Annotated in this window: 13 protein-coding genes and 1 rRNA gene; 4 read left to right on the top strand and 10 right to left on the bottom strand. The window is 36.5% G+C overall.

The window, feature by feature from the left end; all coding sequences use genetic code 11:
• Window positions 1-99: ribosomal RNA gene (rrf, locus tag DKK79_RS12450) — 5S ribosomal RNA — on the top strand; the annotation flags it as partial.
• Window positions 100-690: 591 nt separating this feature from the next.
• Window positions 691-1242 (top strand): NADAR family protein, encoded by a 552-nt coding sequence (locus DKK79_RS12445; RefSeq protein WP_110424363.1) that lies wholly within the window; start codon window positions 691-693, stop codon window positions 1240-1242.
• Between the two features lie 61 nt (window positions 1243-1303).
• Here DKK79_RS12445 and DKK79_RS12440 read toward each other — a convergent pair whose 3' ends face one another.
• The 9 genes from DKK79_RS12440 to plsB all read right to left on the bottom strand — a co-directional run bounded on the left by DKK79_RS12440 (window position 1304) and on the right by plsB (window position 13893).
• Complete coding sequence (locus tag DKK79_RS12440; RefSeq protein WP_110424362.1) at window positions 1304-2098, bottom strand: ABC transporter ATP-binding protein; 795 nt, start codon at window positions 2096-2098, stop codon at window positions 1304-1306.
• A gap of 2 nt (window positions 2099-2100) precedes the next feature.
• On the bottom strand, window positions 2101-3045 hold the full coding sequence (locus DKK79_RS12435; RefSeq protein ID WP_110424361.1) for an ABC transporter permease: 945 nt from the start codon (window positions 3043-3045) through the stop codon (window positions 2101-2103).
• A gap of 66 nt (window positions 3046-3111) precedes the next feature.
• Window positions 3112-4107 (bottom strand): ABC transporter substrate-binding protein, encoded by a 996-nt coding sequence (locus DKK79_RS12430; protein ID WP_375334999.1) that lies wholly within the window; start codon window positions 4105-4107, stop codon window positions 3112-3114.
• A gap of 235 nt (window positions 4108-4342) precedes the next feature.
• Window positions 4343-5305 carry an ABC transporter substrate-binding protein gene (locus DKK79_RS12425; RefSeq protein WP_110424359.1) on the bottom strand — a complete coding sequence of 321 codons (963 nt, stop codon included), beginning with the start codon at window positions 5303-5305 and terminating at the stop codon, window positions 4343-4345.
• A gap of 118 nt (window positions 5306-5423) precedes the next feature.
• A complete protein-coding gene (gene fdhE, locus DKK79_RS12420) occupies window positions 5424-6332 on the bottom strand; it encodes a formate dehydrogenase accessory protein FdhE (RefSeq protein ID WP_110424358.1) in 909 nt (302 codons plus the stop codon).
• 89 nt (window positions 6333-6421) lie between these two features.
• Window positions 6422-7120 carry a formate dehydrogenase subunit gamma gene (locus DKK79_RS12415; protein WP_110424357.1) on the bottom strand — a complete coding sequence of 233 codons (699 nt, stop codon included), beginning with the start codon at window positions 7118-7120 and terminating at the stop codon, window positions 6422-6424.
• The gene (fdxH, locus tag DKK79_RS12410; protein WP_110424356.1) at window positions 7113-8087 is read right to left on the bottom strand and encodes a formate dehydrogenase subunit beta; all 975 of its coding nucleotides are present in this window, start codon (window positions 8085-8087) and stop codon (window positions 7113-7115) included. Before fdxH ends, DKK79_RS12415 begins: the two co-directional genes overlap by 8 nt.
• 15 nt (window positions 8088-8102) lie before the next feature.
• Window positions 8103-11171, bottom strand: a complete 3069-nt coding sequence (fdnG, locus tag DKK79_RS12405) for a formate dehydrogenase-N subunit alpha (protein ID WP_110424355.1) — start codon at window positions 11169-11171, stop codon at window positions 8103-8105.
• Between the two features lie 301 nt (window positions 11172-11472).
• A complete protein-coding gene (plsB, locus tag DKK79_RS12400) occupies window positions 11473-13893 on the bottom strand; it encodes a glycerol-3-phosphate 1-O-acyltransferase PlsB (protein WP_110424354.1) in 2421 nt (806 codons plus the stop codon).
• Between the two features lie 475 nt (window positions 13894-14368).
• On the opposite strand from plsB, the gene DKK79_RS12395 reads away from it, so the two are divergent.
• Both DKK79_RS12395 and rsmB read left to right on the top strand, forming a co-directional pair.
• Window positions 14369-15712 carry a Na+/H+ antiporter family protein gene (locus tag DKK79_RS12395; protein WP_110424353.1) on the top strand — a complete coding sequence of 448 codons (1344 nt, stop codon included), beginning with the start codon at window positions 14369-14371 and terminating at the stop codon, window positions 15710-15712.
• 31 nt (window positions 15713-15743) lie between these two features.
• On the top strand, window positions 15744-17033 hold the full coding sequence (gene rsmB / locus DKK79_RS12390) for a 16S rRNA (cytosine(967)-C(5))-methyltransferase RsmB (protein WP_110424352.1): 1290 nt from the start codon (window positions 15744-15746) through the stop codon (window positions 17031-17033).
• A gap of 52 nt (window positions 17034-17085) precedes the next feature.
• Here rsmB and DKK79_RS12385 read toward each other — a convergent pair whose 3' ends face one another.
• Complete coding sequence (locus DKK79_RS12385) at window positions 17086-17622, bottom strand: NAD(P)H-dependent oxidoreductase (protein WP_110424351.1); 537 nt, start codon at window positions 17620-17622, stop codon at window positions 17086-17088.
• Window positions 17623-17681: the final 59 nt, after the last annotated feature.

Genomic DNA, 17681 nt, shown 5'->3' with positions numbered 1-17681 from the left:
GGTGGTCCCACCTGACCCCATGCCGAACTCAGAAGTGAAACGCCGTAGTGCCGATGGTAGTGTGGGTATTACCCATGTGAGAGTAGGGTGCCGCCAGACTTTTAAATATACGAGCCCAGCAGCAATGCTGGGCTTTTTTGCATTCTAAGATTAATAAAAACATATTTATAAACAATCTATTCTTCAGATCTATTAATTCAATCTTTTCACTATGTAGAGCACCGAGAATTGCAATCTATTAGTTGTATAGCATTCACACATTTTTGAATTGACGAGTAGAGTGGTAATTCAATATTTGATGAACTATTAATAGTGGACTTTGCGAGAGTGATAAAATAAATAGCGATTACGATATTTTTATTAGTATATCTTTGTTCAGAAATATAGTTGTAAGAAAGAGCTCATCAGAAATGCCGTGTTTTTTGCATTTGGGGATAAAAAATACTTTTTATTTATAAAGTTACATGATTTTTATACAAAACCTTAATCATAGCAATCAAGGTTATCTTTCTTATACACATCATACATAGCCTTAAATATTTCTGGTAGGCCTAATTATTTTAAATATATTATATATTAATGGTATGCAGTTTTTTCTATTGAAAACTAAAATCTGTTTTTTACTAAAACTATATTGGTATTCGAAGAAAATACCTATAACATATTCATTAGTGATGATAAGGAATTTATATGGATTTATTGGAATTACGTAAACAATATAGCAGCGGTAAACGATTTAAATATTTATACTTTTGGGGACATACCCAAAAGCAACCTTCTTCTATCATAACAAAATGTTGTTTTAGCCAATGGTATCCTAGTCGTTTCGAGATTGATAATATTTACTATGCAACGGCTGAACATTATATGATGGCTGAGAAAGCACGATTATTTGGTGATGAGCAAATTTTATCAAAAATACTTACAGCTAGTTCTCCTGGATTAGCAAAGTCGTTAGGACGTCAAGTAAACGGCTTTATACCGCATATTTGGGATGAACACTGTTCAAATATAGTTATAAGAGGTAATTTTGCCAAGTTTTCTCAGAATCCTAAGTTAACTGATTTTATCTTATCAACTAAAGAAAGAATATTGGTAGAAGCAAGTCCTGTCGATAAAATATGGGGAATAGGATTAGCTGAAGATGATGCTAACATTGAGAATCCATTAATGTGGAAAGGTAAAAATTTGCTAGGTTTTGCCTTAATGAATGTCCGCCGACAATTAAAAGAAACATTATAGATATTAATATAGGATAAAAAAGCAATATTCTTCTAATAAATATTGCTTTCTAATTCAAAGACTAACCTAAAAGTAAGGCATCGTCTGTAACTTTTTCCCCACGCGTTTTTTCAAACATATCTAAGAGATCGGTAACGGTTAATTTATCTCGCTGTTCTCCGGATACATCAAGTACCACTTGCCCTTGGTGAAGCATCACTGTTCGCGTACCATACTCTAATGCTTGTTTCATTGAATGGGTAACCATCATAGTGGTTAACTTATTTTTTAATACAATTTCATTAGTTAAATCTAAAACGAATTGCGCTGTTTTGGGATCGAGAGCTGCAGTGTGTTCATCGAGCAATAAGATCTTTGATGGTTGTAACGTTGACATTAAAAGGCTTACTGCCTGTCTTTGTCCACCTGATAGTAAGCCCATCATATCTGCTAGCCTATTTTCCAAGCCTAAATTTAGGGTTGCGAGTTTTTCTTTAAATAGAACACGCAGTTTGCGATTTAAAGCGGGTCGTAAAGTAAAATTATTCCCTCGATTGTAAGCAATCGCTAAGTTTTCCTCAATGGTCAGGTTTTCACAGGTTCCTACCATTGGGTCTTGGAATACTCGAGCAACCATACCGGCTCTTTTCCATGCTGGCCAACGTGTTACATTTTTATTGTTGATAATCACATGACCCGAATCGGCAATCAGGTCACCACTAATAACATTAAGTAACGAGCTCTTGCCTGCACCGTTACTACCGATTATAGTAACAAACTCACCTTTTTTGATATAGAGATTTAAACCTCGTAATACATGATTTTCAATTGGCGTTCCTCGGTTAAACGTCAATTGTAATTGTCCAACTTTAATCATGCTTACTTCCCTCTTCTTTTTGAGTATTTTTTCAGTTGTTTTGGTAAGACTAAAGCTAAAACCACCAATATTGCGGTAATAAGATTTAGATCTTCTGTACCCACACCGATCTCTTGTAAATATTCATTGCTAAGCGCAAAGGCGATAAATAAACGATATAAGATTGCGCCGAAAATAACAGCCATCATCACCGCCCAGATGCGTTTGGTTGGAAATATACTTTCACCGATAATGATTGACGCCAGACCGATAACGATAGTACCTACACCAATAGTAATGTCGGCTCCACCTTGTGTTTGCACAAATAAAGAACCGCCAAGTGCGATTAAGCCATTTGAGATGGCCATGCCTAAAATAGTGATAGCACCAGTGGGAATTCCTTGGGATTTTGCCATGCGTTGATTAGTACCCGTTGCTCTTAGTGCCAATCCGATTTGCGTATTTAAAAATAGATTTAACAGTAACCAAAATACCACAACAAAAGCTAAAACCATAAGTGGTTGCACTAAGTATTGATTACTATAATCTTCATTAATAAATGGAGAGAAAATCGTTCTGGCATCGAGTAAAGATAGATTTGGCGAACCAGCCATTCTCGGGGTTTCATCCATAAGATAAGGGCCTAAACCTAAAATTCTTAGATTTATTGAATAGAGACCTATCATCACGATAATACTTGACAGTAGTTGTAATATGTTAAGTTTAACATATAGTAGCCCTGTCATTGCACCAGCAATACATCCGGCGAACATACCTAAAAAGGTTGCAATCCATGGGTCAATACCAACATACATACATAAGCCGCATATTGCTCCACCAAGCGGGAAACTCGCATCAGCAGTGAGATCGGGGAAATCGAGTAACCGAAATGATATAAACACACCTAAGCTAACTAATGCGTAAATAAGTCCTATTCCAACTGAGCCTAATAAAAATTCAAATGACATGAAAAAATCCACTAAAAAGTAACCGCCAAAATTGGCGGTTTAGTTATTAAAAAACGGTTTAATAAATTATTTTTCAATAATTTTTGCCGCTGATTTTAATACCTCTTCAGATAGAGTGATACCTTGACGCTCAGCAGCTTTTTTATTAATTATTAATTGTGTGATATTACCTATTTGTGGTGGAATATCACCTGGTTTTTCACCGTTAAGAATTCGAATAACAATTTTACCAGCTTGATGACCAAGATCATAATAACTCATTCCCAAAGCTGCAATAGCACCTCGTTCAGCCGACTCTGGATTTGATGCAACAAGAGGAATTTTGTTTTCATTGGCAACTTTTGCTAACGCTTCATAAGCTGAAACCACGTTATTATCGGTGGTTGTGTAGATCAAATCAACTTTTCCTTTCAAACTTATTGCAGCGGTTGAGATATCTGATGTGCGTTGAGCTGGAGCAGCAATAATTTTCATGCCACGTTTTTCGAGTGCAATTTGTAATTCTTTAAGTACAATTGTTGAATTTACTTCGCTCGGACTGTAAACGTAACCAATATTTTTGGCATCAGGTTTAATTTTTAACATCATATCGATTTGTGGTTCTAATGATAAGGCATCTGACACACCGGTTACATTGGTTTTAGACGCATCCCAACTTGGTGTCAATTTAGCCGCAACCGGATCGGTAACTGCGGTAAACACGATAGGAATTGATTTGGTTGTCGCCACTAAAGCTTGGGTACTTGGTGTGGCAATTCCAACGATAACATCAGGTTTATTGGCAACAAATTGCTTAGCGATTTGCGCTGCATTAGCACTACTACCTTGGGCACTAGCAAATTGCAATTTTAAGTTTTGACCTGCAATATAGCCATTGTCTTTTAATTCATCTTCAACACCTTTGCGAACATTGTCGAGTGCAGGATGCTCTACAATAGAGGTGATTGCGACATATTTTTGCTCAGATTTATCATCTGCTGATGAATAAAATGTTACTGCTGACAAACTAAGTAACATGAAAAGTTTGATGATTGAATTTCGCATTTGGTACTCCTGTAATATTTATTTTACAACCAATCTAAATTTTTATTCACTATAAAGCAAAAACAGATAATTTTCTATATTTAAAAGAAAGTATAAGTGTAAATATTATATTACATTTTATAGAAAACCCTTGTTAATAACGCCGTTTTACCAATGATAAATTAAAAATATTTTTGCTTGCGGAAAATAAGGGCTTGCACATCCTTTACCCATTAAAAAGCGTAAAGGATTGCATTTATTTGAAGATAGGATTTTATGGTTGACCAACAACTTTATAGGCAGACTTAATCACCTCTGGTGATAAAACAATTCCTTGCTTTTTAGCTGCATCGGTATTGACGACGAGACGCAATGCTTGTCCAATTTCTGGTTTAATATTACCTGGCTCTTCACCATTTAAAACTCGCACTACTAGCTTGCCAGATTGACGACCAACATCATAATAGCTCATGCCATAAGCCGCAACAGCTCCACGTTCAATAGCATCAGGAAACGACGCTAAAAGTGGAATTTTATTTTCATTGGCAAATTTAACTAATGATTCATATGCCGAAACGACATTGTTGTCTGTGGTGGTGTAAATAAGATCAACTTTTCCTTTAAGTGTATTGGCCGCAGTTGAGATATCTGCGGTACGTTGAGCAGGTACCGCTATTAATGATATATTTTGTTGGCTAAGTTGCTGTTGTAGGTTTTTTAGCACTACAGTTGAGTTAATTTCACTAGGACTATAAATATAACCTACAGCTTTTACATTAGGTACAATTTTCTTCATAAACTCAATTTGAGGGCCTATTTCTTGATAATCTGAAACGCCTGTAACATTGTTATGTGTTGGTTCCCAGTTTTTGATTAATTTAGCTGCAATTGGATCGGTAATTCCAGCAAAGATGACTGGGATTTGTTTGGTCGCGGCAACCGTTGCTTGGGCACTTGGTGTCGCTATAGCGACGATAACATCAGGTTTAGCTGCGACAAATTGGCGTGCAATTTGTGCGGCTGTAGCACTACTACCTTGGGCACTTCGATATTGTACCTGTAAGTTTTCATTCAATTTAAAACCACTTGCGATTAACTCGTCTTTTACCCCATCACGGATTTGATCTAATGAAGGATGTTCAACAATTGCTGTTATCGCAACATTTTTTATGGTATCAGCTAAACAGGAAAATGATGTAATTACTAACATCACTATCAATAATAAATAACGTTTCATTATCAAGAACTCATAAACTAGTACAGTGATATTATTTTAGTCTTAATAATTTAAAATGTTAAGTAATATTTTTATAATTAATTATTATAAAAAGATAAAATGTTCCTAATTGAAAATTTTATTTTTGTGCAAAAACAAATGGGTTTATCCCACTTTTTGCGAATCCTTCTTCTTCTGTTTTTATATCTAAGATTAATGATGCTACATCATCGGCAATAACTTCTATGTGAGGATCTTTATCTTGATCTAAAATTTTCAGATAGCTATGACAGGCATCACAACATTCAGTTTTTATTGCTGCCATTTCGTTATCTAATGAGAAATATTGGATATCTTGCATATTATCGCAACAAGTACATTTTACCCGTGGTACATACCATTCGCTTTCACACAAACTACAATGAAGGTATCTTAAACCATTATTACCGCCAAGTTGAATCACACTAGCAACCGGTAGGCTATTACAAACAGGGCATAGCCAACTTTGATCAGTATTTTCAGCGACTGCTTTTCCTTTAATTTGATTAGCCAGTTGACTGTAATAAACCGATAATGCAGACCAAATAAATATAGATTCGTTGCCTTCGACTAGATCAAATTTACCTTGTAGTAAACTAATTGCTTTTTCTTGAAGTTGTTCAGGATTATTTTGTTTTAATCGTTGAATTACGGCATCGATTTGTTCGCTGGTATCGGAAAAAGAATTTAATAGTTCAGATAAATAATCTTGCCAAATATCATTTAATGGTAAATTCTCTAAACTTAATGGCGCTAAGTCATTATTGAGTAAATTTGGTGCTTCAATAGTGTTTTGTTGGTTAATTAATTTGGCTTGTTGCTCTGCTATTTTTGCACAAAATAGTAAATAATCGCTTAATGGGTTATTTTCGGCTAAAGTTTTTAAACGTGCCGCGCGGTGAATATAAAGTGTTTTCGTTGATGGATAAAATAGCAATGGGATCTGCCTAATTACTGAGCTTATATTTTGTTGTTCGAGTTGTTCTTGCGAAATGATTTTTATACTCATTATTGATTACCACTTTGAGGTTTTATCCAGAATTGATTTAGCCATTTAGCTAATCTGCTGATTAATATCAGCAGATCTACTATTAGACTTTATAAAGCAGGTTTTTGCTCAGTTTGCGGTGATTGTTCAACCTTAGTTTCACTTTCGGCATTAAGTTCTTGCTGATAAACTTTTTTCATTTCTTCTTCGTACCATGATGAATGATTTTTAAGCGCCCAAGCTCGAGAAACATAGCCAGTTATCATACCTTTTATTGAACCTTTTACCCAAAGTGCCATATAAGCATGCCCAATGGCTAATAAAATAAGACATATAGCTGCAAAAGAATGTAAAAATATGGCAATACGGACTATTTGAATTGGGAAATAATCGGAAACATAGCGACGCCACATAATTAAGCCTGTAACAAATAGTACAAAGATTAAACTCATAATGCACCAGAATAAAAATTTCTGACCAACATTATATTTACCAATTGGAATGCCTTCTTCTTTTCCCATAATGACGTTTTTAAAGTTTTTAATCCATAAAAGGTCATTTTTATTTGGAATATTGTGATGAGCGAGTTTGATAAACATAAACATGAGTAAAAAGAAGACCACACAACCAATGATAGGATGTAGGGCTCTTAGCAATTGTGGAGTGCCAAGGAATAATCCAAATAGTTTAATGGATGGAAAAAACAGCGCTAAACCAGATAATGCAGTTAAAATAAACAGGCAGACCATACACCAGTGACAGAAGCGTACAATAAGTGATGTTCTTAATATCATTCCTTTCTTATTCATGACGAGCCTCCGATTGTGATGAATTAGGGCTATTTTTTCGGCCAAAAATCGGTAGTCCTAAACGTGTTCTTGCTTGTTTATCCGCTTCTTTCTCGTGTTCAATATCCTCTTCGTCGACTTCAACTGCACCTACTCCCATATAGTGGAACAGTAATCCACCAAAAGTGGCAACAAAAGTAGCCGCCGACAATGGTTTCCAAGCGCCTTTCCAGAATTTAACAATTTCACTAATTTGCGGGTCTTTTGGTAAGCCATGATAAAGTTCAGGTTGATCGGCATGATGTAAAACATACATAACATGTGTGCCACCCACACCTTCTGGATTATAGAGACCAGCGTGTTCAAATCCACGTTTTTTCAAATCAGTAATTCGATGCTCGGCATGACGAATCATATCTTGTTTGGTGCCAAAATGAATCGCTCCCGTTGGGCAAGTTTTTACACAAGCTGGCTCTTGGCCAACTGCGACGCGATCAACACATAATGTGCATTTATACGAATGATTATCTTCTTTGCTGACACGCGGAATATTAAATGGACAACCAGCAACACAATAACCGCACCCTATGCAGTGTTCCGATTGAAAATCAACAATACCATTTGCATATTGGATGATTGCTCCTTCTGATGGACACGCTTTTAAACAACCGGGATCGGCGCAGTGCATACAACCATCTTTACGAATAAGCCATTCAAATTTGCCATTAATTTCAACTTCTGAATAGCGCATAACGGTCCATGCTTTAGGTTCTAAGTCGGCAGGGTTGTCATAAACACCGACGCTATTACCTATTTCGGCACGCAGATCATTCCATTCGCTACAAGCTACCTGACATGCTTTACAACCGATACAGGTGGTAACGTCAATTAATTTAGCCACTTCTTGCTGATAATCTCGAGCCCGAGGTGCAGGGGTTAAAGCGTTAGTTGCTGAGCGGCGAATAATATCTTGAGTTTGTAATGACATAATTTATCTCCCTCCTTATGCCGCTGTGGTAACTTTTTCGATGTTAACTAAAAACGACTTATATTCAGGTGTTTGTGAATTAGCATCACCTAAATGTGGTGTTAATTCATTAACCAAGAAGCCTTTTTTCGTTTGCCCAGTGAATCCCCATACAATTGGAATTCCGATGGTTTCGATCTCTTTACCATCAACTGTCAAAGTTGGTAAACGTTTTGTCACAACTGCTTTGGCTTTGATGTAACCTCGATATGAGGTAACTTTAACCGTATCACCTAGTTTTATGCCTTTTTTATTAGCAAGATTTTCACTCAGTTCAATAAATTGTTCCGGTTGTGTGATGGATGCTAATCTCGCATGTTGCGTCCAGAAGTGGAAGTGTTCAGTAATACTGTATGTGGTGCCAACATAAGGAAACTCATCTGCTTTACCTAAGCGAGCTAAATCCTCTTTAAATGCTCGAGCAACTGGGCTATTAACTTGTTTAGGATGCATAGGATTATTGGAAATTGGTGTTTCAAATGGCTCATAATGTTCAGGGAATGGACCATCAACCAAACGATTTAAGCAGAATAATCCACCTAAACCGTCATTATTCATGATAAATGCACCGGCACCAGAGCTTGGTGATAATGTACCGGTAAAGTCAGCGACATCATTACCATCCCAATTTGTACCGTTCCATTTGATTAACACTCGATTTGGATCCCATGGTTTACCATTTTCGTCGGCAGAGGCTCGGTTATACAATACTCGTCGATTCATTGGCCATGCCCATGCCCAACCAGCATGGATACCTTTACCTGATGGATCACTAGGATCGCGGCGAGCCATTAGATTACCTTGCTCAGTCCAAGAGCCACAGAATATCCAGATCCCTGATGAGGTAGATCCGTCAGCTTTTAATTGTGAAAAACCGCTTAATAGTTGACCTTTTTTCAGGATGACATTGCCACTGTTATCCGTTAAGTCTGCTAATGCTCGACCATTACACTCTTTAGCGAGTTCTTCAGCCGATGGGCCTTCTGGATCTAGGTAATCCCAGCTTAAATTGTTAATTGGTTCGTGGTAAGCACCACCTTCTTCTTTATAAAGCTCTTTAATTCTTAGGTAAATGCGGGCAATAATCTCTGGATCATAAAGTGATTCGTAAGGTGGTCTGGCTGCTGCCCAGTGCCATTGTAATAAACGTGATGAGTTAACAATTGTGCCGTTTTCTTCTGCAAAGCAGTTAGCAGGAAGCCTAAATACCTCGGTTTGAATTTTGCTTGGATCAACATCATTGGATTCGCCATGGTTTTTCCAAAACTCAGCGGTTTCGGTTGGCATTGGATCAATGCTAACTAAAAATTTAAGCTTAGATAATCCATCACGAATACTATTTTTATCAGGAAGAGCTGCTAATGGGTTGAAACCTTGGCAAATAAAACCGTTAGCTTGACCATCACGCATCATTTTGCTGAATCTTAAAACATCATAGGTTTTATCCGATTTTGGTAACCAATCAAATCCCCAATTGTTATCTTGAGTGGCATTCTCACCATACATTGCTTTCATAAAGCTAACAAAGAATTTCGGGTAATTCCCCCAAAAATTGACCTCATTTGGACCAAGTGGTTTAGGGGTTTTTTCTGTCAGATATTGCTCAAGTGAAGTTTGCGATTCTTTTGGTAAGTCAAGATAAGCAGGCAAACGATTAGAGAGTAAACCAACATCGGTTAAACCTTGAATATTGGAGTGACCACGCAGCGCATTTATACCGCCCCCCATGACACCAATATTACCAAGAATCAATTGAATCATTGCCGCGGTACGAATAATTTGCGAACCATAAGTATGTTGAGTCCAACCTAAGGCATATAAGAAAGTTGCTGCACGATCGTTGGTTTTGGTACTGGCGAGTGAACGGCAAACATGTAAAAAACCATCTATTGGACTACCGGTAACTTTATTTACCATTTCTGGCGTATAGCGACTTACATGTTGTTTTAATAAATTCCATACACAACGTGGGTGACTTAGGGTTTTATCTCTTAATGCATAACCATTTTCATCTTTTTGATATGCCCAGCTGGTTTGATCGTATTGGCGGTTAGCAGCATCATAACCACTGAACAAACCATTATTAGCATCAAAGTTAAAATCATCACGGACAATTAAACTGGCATTAGAGTGGGTAACCAGATATTCAAAATTTACTTCGTTATGTGAGATAAGGTAGTTAATAATGCCAAGTAAAAAAGCAATGTCAGAACCAGCACGAATTGGTACATAATGATCGGCGACGGAGGCCGTTCGATGAAAACGTGGATCAATCGCAATCAGTTCCGCGCCGTTAGTAATTTTGGCTTCAATTGCCCATTTAAATCCAACAGGGTGGGCTTCTGCTGCATTCCCGCCCATAACAATAACCACATTAGCATTTTTGATATCATTCCAATTATTGGTCATCGCGCCTCGACCGAATGTCGCAGCTAAGCTAGAAACAGAAGGACCATGACAAACCCTAGCTTGGGTTTCGAGGCTTAACATCCCTAATGAGCGAGCAACTTTAAAGGCTAACCACCCCGTTTCATTACTCGCTGCTGAGGTAACCAACCAGCCGGTTGTTGTCCAGCGATTAACGGTTGTACCTTGTGCATTTTTCTCTTGGAAATTTTTATCGCGGTCAGCTTTCATTAATCGTGCAATACGATCAATTGCTTCATCCCAACTAATCCGTTGCCATTTGTCAGAACCAGGAGCACGATATTCAGGATATTTAACCCGTTGTTCACTTTTAATATAGTCGAGCACACCGGCGCCTTTTGGACAAAGTGAGCCACGACTAACGGGATGATCCGGGTCGCCTTCAATATGAAAAATAGACGATTCGGCATTTTTAGCACCATCTCCTCGGCTATAAAGGAGCATTCCACATCCAACGGAACAATAGGTACAATTATTTCGCGTTTCTTTTGATTTTAATAATTTATATTGGCGAGTTTCTGCAAGCGCTATACTCGGCGCCAGTCCGAGGGTAGCAACTGTTGTTCCTGCCATGCCACCAGCGCAGATCTTAAAGAACTGTCTTCGGTTAAATAGCATATGAACTCCTTAAAAAGCTGACATTACATTTTATAATTTAGTTTTTTGGGGGGATATCATTAACATCCTTATTAATTGTAATGATAATATTTAATTGGATGGAAATAAAGGGATAAATATTGAAAAGGTTGACATATGTCAAAAAAATAGTTGCACTATTTATTTAATTACTTAATTATGGGTATTGAAAGAATAAAATTATTTAAAAAATAGTGATAAAGATAGAAAAGTTGATGTTTTATTTAATGATTGTGTTTATAAGGCTTACCCAAAATAATCAGGTAAGCCCTAGATAATCTAATTATGATGGATTAATTTCGTCAATTGTCTGCATTACTCGGTTGGTGATTAATGGTTTAAGTATTTTATTCATAGTGTCAATTTTCGCTAAATTGGCATCGTCTTTATCATCTAAATAACCTTGTTCACGAAGTGAAGCAACTAAGGTTGAAAAAACACCTTTATCAAAAAATTCAGGGGCATTTATACCATGTAATATTGATAACCGTTCTGCAATTAAACGCCCTTCTTTTTCTAATGTTGCACGACTAATGGTTGGATCTTTTTGTAACAATGAAAATGCGATGACATAGCGTTGCAATGTATCTCGGGATGATGATGCTAACAACTGTAATCCTGACATTTTCAAGTAATTCAACGTTAATTTATCCGGTGCATAACTGATTAGATTCAATTCAGCGTATGTCTCAATAATTTTATTCACATATTCAGTTAATTGCTCTTCATTATGATATAAAAATAATTCAGATTTTATTAAAGGAAAGAGTAATTTTACTTGTCTAAGTACTTCGTCAGCTGAAATGCGATTATTCTTAAGTAAAATTCTAGCCACAATTGCCGGTATAATCAGTAAATGTTGAATATTATTGCGATAATAGGTCATCAATACCGCTTGTTCGGTAGTTAATCCCACCATTTCACCCACTTCATCGGTGGTAATAACAAATTTACCCATCTCTTTGGCATGCTCAAACATCTGTTCAGCAGTTTGATCAGGAATGGTAATCAAATCAGAATAAGGAATGTTTTTTAATAATTTTAAGAGATAATCAATATTTTCTAATAATTTTACTTTGGTTAATGTACATTGGTCAGCAGCTAACAATATTGAACAACATAAATTCATGGCATTAATTGCCGCTGAAGAGTTGATATGCTCCATTATTTGTTTGGCAAGTAGGTTAGTTGTTGGCGTTAACCAGCTAGGACGCTGCATTCCGCTTGGATCAATCGCATCTCGCCACTCAGGTATTTGTTGATTTAGAAATTGATTTAAAGGTATTGGATTACCAAAGTTAACGTAGCCAAAGCCTAATTTTTTTAATTTTAAGAAGGCTTTAATGGTACTCCATAGACTCTCTTTTTCTTTTTTAGCACCGCGAAGCTCATTAGCATAAGTGGCAACTTCTAAAACATGTTCGTAACCGATATAGACAGGAACAATTGTGATTGGGCGATTGTCACCACGTAATAAAGTTTGGACTGTCATCATCAGCATTCCAGTTTTAGGATCGAGTAGTCTTCCGGTACGTGAACGCCCACCTTCAATGAAATATTCGACGGCATAACCGCGAATAAATAATTCTGCTAGATACTCTCTAAAGACCGCAGTATAAAGTTTGTTACCCTTAAATGAACGACGGATAAAAAATGCCCCTAAGCGTCTAAAGATAGGACCGGCAGGCCAGAAATTTAAATTGATACCGGCTGCAATATGTGGTGGCACCAATCCTTGTCGATAAAGTACATAAGATAACAATAAATAATCCATATGACTGCGATGACATGGCGCGTAAACTATTTCGTGACCATTTTCTGCTAGCTCTCGGACTGGGTCAGCATTGGTGACTTTTAAACCTTGGTAAAGCCTATTCCAAGCCCAAGTGAGAACAAAATCAGTCACTCTCAACATACGGTAAGAAAAATTAGCCGCAATTTCATTCAACAGGGATAAAGCACTCTTTTGGGCTTTATCTAGCCCAATGTTTTTACTTTTAGCTTCTTCTTTTATTGCTTCAGCAAGCGCTGGATTCGTTAATAATTTATTGAGCATTTGTTGTCGAACCGGCAATGTTGGCCCAACAGAAGCAGTTCGTTGTTTGGCAAAATGAATGCGTGCTACCCGCGAAAGTTTATGCGCTAGAACAGAAATATCTTGTTTATCATTAACTTTAATATTTTTAAAAGATACTGTTCGCGAAAACCGAGTATAACAGTCACGACCAGAAATTAAGATTTTATACAGTTTATAGGTAGCCCCTAACACTTGCAGTGAAGGGATTTTTTTGCCTTCCTTATCCGGTTTCCGCCCAAACATCACAGATACTGGCAACATTTGGATATCCAGTTCATCATTTTGTTGGTGAGCTGAAATATATTCTCTTAAAATTTCAATTGTTTTACTTTTTTGCTTATTTGAAGCAAAAATGCCCGGTCCTTTATCGATATAAATATAAGCCGGTACAGTTTTACCATTGATCTCAATGCCTAATAACGGATCGGGTAAATCATATTTAAGGCAAAGTGATCTCACTACCATTAAGTCAATTTGAGAGTTATAAGGTAGCACATACAAAATTGGCCGATGGATATCGAGCTCCAATTCAGTAATGGGATCAGTTGGAATGGGTTTACTTTTAACAAAAAGCTTAACAGGGATCTGAATTAGTGAAAAATAGATTTTTGTCCACCAAGAAAACATAAAAATAAACCTCATACTTTGTTGCTAATTGTATACTTAAATCATGTTAAGTTATTCATTTACCAACTTAATAATGAATGTTTAAGCTGTAAATTGCTATCTTATTTTAAAATAAGAAACGTTAATTCAAGTATATATACATTATTGTATAGCTGTTAGCAAATTTGCATAATATTGTAGTTATTACCACAATATTATGATAATGACTGCTTATTATAAAGGTTTATTTAGACCAATACCATATTGAACATTAAATGAACTTGAACGCTAATTAAAGTGGTTAATAACAGTAATGTTTTTTTAATTCCTAAATTAATTATGTTTAATTAGCTACACAAACATTAAACTGCTAATAAGTTCTCTTTTGTTTTGCCTAAAAAAATAATTTATCCGCAGTAAGCGTATACTAACAATTGCACTTTAAATAGCTATCGCCTAGAATAACCACCTTTCTCTCGCTACAAAGAATCTATCTATGAATACTATTTTTGAGCTATTTTCCTCAGTAAATGCAGTTGTTGTTGCGGTCATTTTAATGTTGGTACTTTCGCTTTGCCGTGTTCATGTGGTTATTAGCTTGATTATTGGGGCATTTGTCGGTGGTTTGTGTAGTCATTTAACACTAAAAGAAACGATTGATGCTTTTAATACCGGGATAAGTAATGGGGCTAATATTGCTCTATCTTACGCTATGCTTGGTGCCTTTGCGGTGGCAATTTCAAAATCAGGATTACCAGAATTATTAGCTGATAAAGCTATCAAACAATTAACGACCAATGATGCGAAAACACGGATTAAATGGTTGTTAATTATTATTATTGGCTTAGTTAGTATTTCCTCACAAAACATTATCCCAATTCATATCGCCTTTATTCCGTTGTTAATTCCACCACTTTTATATGTGATGTCGAAACTACAATTAGATAGACGCATGATTGCTTGTATTATGACATTTGGTTTAATTACCCCATATATGTTCTTACCGGTTGGATTTGGTAATATCTTCTTAAATCAAATCTTGTTAAAAAACATTATTTCGTCAGGAATGGATGTTAGTCATGTTAATGTTATGCATGCAATGGCTATTCCGGCTTTGGGGATGTTTGTTGGTCTACTTTGGGCTATTTTTATCAGTTATCGTAAACCAAGAGAGTATAAACTTATTCATGAAAAGAGTCATGCTGAAGCATTTAGTAATGTAAGTACGCGTTCACTTATTGTCTCACTATTAGCCATCGCTCTTTCTTTTACCGTGCAACTTTATACTGGATCGATGATTTTAGGTGCTTTAATCGGCTTTATTTGCTTTATCGTATCAGGGTCAATTAAATGGGGCGAAGCAGACGGAATCTTTACTGATGGTATCAAAATGATGGCGATGATTGGCTTTGTGATGATATCTGCGCAAGGATTTGCTGAAGTACTAAAACAGACTCATGAAATCGAACCATTAGTTGTCAATAGTGCTGCGTTATTTGCCGGTAACAAAGTGGTGGCATCTTTTATGATGATGTTAGTTGGCTTGGTGATTACCCTAGGTATTGGTTCATCTTTCTCAACGGTACCTATTATTGCGGCTATTTATGTTCCACTATGTGTTCAGCTAGGGTTTTCACCAATTGCTACAGTCTGTTTAATTGGTGCCTCAGGAGCGATTGGTGACGCAGGTTCACCGCCTTCAGATACTATTTTAGCCACTTCAGCTGGTTTAAACAGTGATGGTCAGCATGATCATATAAGAGATAGTGTTATTCCAACCTTTACCCATTTTAATATTCCATTATTTATTGCTGGTTGGGTGGGATCATTGATTCTTTAATCAATACAAAGAATTAAGGCTATTATTAGTTATGAATAAAAAGTCATACCAAAACATTCGTGCGCTTTGTGCAAAAGCTGTTTTTGCGGTGCTTGAAGACGGGCAATCACTCAGTACCGCGTTAGCATCTTTAAATCACCAAGTTGCCGATAAAGATAAAGCACTAATTCAAGAGATCAGCTTTGGTGTGATGCGCGTATTGCCAGAGCTTAATTTCTATATTCATCATTTAATGAAAAAAGTGCTGACGGGTAAAAATAGAGTTTTACATTATCTATTATTGGTCGGACTTTACCAGATTCTTTATACCCGAATTCCTGAGCATGCCGCAGTGGCTGAAACAGTTGGTGCGGTTAATGATTTAAAAAAAACGCAATTAAAAGGTGTGATTAATGGTGTTTTACGTGAATTTTTACGCCAACAGGCATCATTAAAACAAAAATTTCAGCAAGATAGTAAACAACAAATTAGTCAGACCTTACATCCTAGTTGGTTATTAAATCGTTTAAAATCAGCTTATCCAGAGCAGTGGCAAGCAATTGTTGCGGCGAATAATCAAAAGCCACCGATGTGGCTGCGAGTTAATCTTAATCACTATTCGGTAAGTGAATACCAACAACTACTTCAAGCGCAGCAAATTGCTTCCGAGAGTTGTGCTGATATCCCCGGTGCGCTTCGCTTAACTACAGCGGTGAATGTGAATAAATTACCGTTTTTTGCTGAAGGCGCGGTAACCGTACAAGATTTATCGGCACAATATGCGGCTTATCTATTAGCCCCTAAAAATGGTGAGCAGATTTTAGATATGTGTGCTGCACCTGGCGGTAAAACCACCCATATTTTAGAACTAGCGCCAACAGCTAATGTATTAGCTGTAGATGTTGATGCCAACCGAGTTAAACGAATAGATGAAAATTTAACTCGGCTCAAACAGCATGCGCAAGTCAAAGTCGGTGATGGTTTAACCCCTGAAAAGTGGTGTGATGGGCGCCTGTTTGATCGTATTTTACTCGATGCACCTTGTTCGGCGACCGGCGTTATTCGTCGTCACCCAGATATAAAATGGTTGCGTCGTGATAGCGATATTGCTCAACTTACTGAGTTGCAATATGCTATTTTAACTCGTATATGGCCTTATTTAAAAACAGGTGGCACTTTAGTTTATGCCACTTGCTCCGTATTACCAGAAGAAAATAAATTACAGATTTGCCGTTTTTTAAAAGAAAATCCTAATGCCAAACAGCAGGGGGAACTAAGACAGTTTTTACCGACTGAATTGGGCGGTGATGGTTTCTTTTATGCGGTGTTAAATAAAGTGTAGTTATTATGCGTGATGATTTATGCTTTAAACATGGATCATCACAATTAAACTATTAACGATATTTTTCAATCAGCGCTACTAATTTTTCACTATGTTGTTTTGCTTTAGCTTGTATATCATTTTGCTCAGAGGTTACAGGTGATACCCCATATAAAACAATCGGTGTTAGGTATTGCATTTGGCTATAAAGTGTTGATAGTTTTACTGGTTCATGCAGATGATTGATAATATCAACGTCATAATCACTATAATTTTGCTCAACTTGGCCGATAGTTAAACTGGTAAGTAATTTTTTATCTTTCAATTTATCGCCTTTTGAACCATAGGCAAATTGATAGGTAAACACTTCATCAAACCATAATTTCAGTATCGCTGGCATGTTAAACCAATACATTGGGTATTGTAAAATGATTAGCTCATGTCTTAGTAATGCGGATTGTTCTTCCGCTACATTGATTTGGTAGTTTGGATAAAGCTGATGAATATTTCGAACTTCAAGATATTTAACTTTATTTTGTAAAGTTGCAACAATAGTTTTATTGGCTGTTGATTGTTCAAAATGGGGATGGCCTAAAATAATTAATGGCATAATATTTCCTTTATTTTTATACTATAAAAAATAGAGTTACTCTATTTAGTTTAGTGATT

Origin of the sequence: Gilliamella apicola (genome assembly GCF_003202915.1) — a bacterium.
In the GTDB taxonomy this organism is placed as follows: domain Bacteria; phylum Pseudomonadota; class Gammaproteobacteria; order Enterobacterales; family Orbaceae; genus Gilliamella; species Gilliamella apicola_Q.
This window is presented reverse-complemented; position numbering and strand designations above follow the sequence as displayed.